General features: G+C 43.7%; 1 tRNA gene and 1 rRNA gene. Both read right to left on the bottom strand.

The features are described 5' to 3' along the window. Positions 1-728, bottom strand: a 23S ribosomal RNA gene (locus DNJ75_RS14925); the annotation flags it as partial. 224 nt (positions 729-952) lie between these two features. Then, positions 953-1,028, bottom strand: a tRNA-Ala gene (locus DNJ75_RS14920).

Raw genomic sequence — 1,028 nt, 5'->3', positions numbered from 1 at the left:
CTCCCACTGCTTGTACGCAAACGGTTTCAGGTTCTATTTCACTCCCCTTATCGGGGTTCTTTTCGCCTTTCCCTCACGGTACTGGTTCACTATCGGTCAGTCAGTAGTATTTAGCCTTGGAGGATGGTCCCCCCATCTTCAAACAGGATTTCACGTGTCCCGCCCTACTTATTCGCATACCTAGTTCCACGCATAAATTTTCGTCTACAGGGCTATCACCTGCTATGGCCATCCTTCCCAGAATGTTCAACTAATCTATGCGCTAAAATATGCCAGGCTCTTCCCCGTTCGCTCGCCGCTACTGAGGGAATCTCGGTTGATTTCTTTTCCTGTGGGTACTTAGATGTTTCAGTTCCCCACGTTCGCTTTCAGATGACGGAAAACAGAGGACAGAAGACAGTTGTTGAATCGCTGCGCGATGCCTTTAATTTTAAAATTCAAATACAATTATTTAAAACTAAAATTAAATATCACGTCTCTAAAATCAAATTACCGTTTCTAATCCGCTATTTTCCGCCATCTGAATGATCGGAAGACACAAAACATAGGCTACTCGAAAAAACTCTGCTTTCCGTCCTCTGTCTTCTGTCTTCCGATCGGGTTCCCCCATTCAGACATCTCCGGATCAATGCTTATTTGCCAACTCCCCGAAGCTTTTCGCAGGCTATCACGTCTTTCATCGCCTCTGACTGCCAAGGCATCCGCCGTTTGCGCTTATTCTCTTGGTCATTACTCTATAATAAATTGTTAAAGATCTCTTCTTGTGCTCAAGACATTCACCTGACCTGCGTTGCTTCAAATCATTCAAGCAATCATTTATATTTATAAACTCTTGCTTTCATTCTTCTCGCGCCTTGATCAGATAAATCTCTTTAGCACAATATAATAATTAGAATTAAGTTAAATCAAATCAAAGCATTCTTTGAACCTTAATTAAATATCGATGCGTAGATGGTGGAGCCAAGGAGGATCGAACTCCTGACCTCCTGCGTGCAAAGCAGGCGCTCTCCCAGCTGAGCTATGGCCCC

This window comes from Cysteiniphilum litorale (assembly GCF_003428165.1).
Classification (GTDB): domain Bacteria; phylum Pseudomonadota; class Gammaproteobacteria; order Francisellales; family Francisellaceae; genus Caedibacter; species Caedibacter litoralis.
The sequence above is the reverse complement of the archived record's forward strand: the minus strand, read 5'-3'. Positions and strand labels throughout refer to the sequence as shown.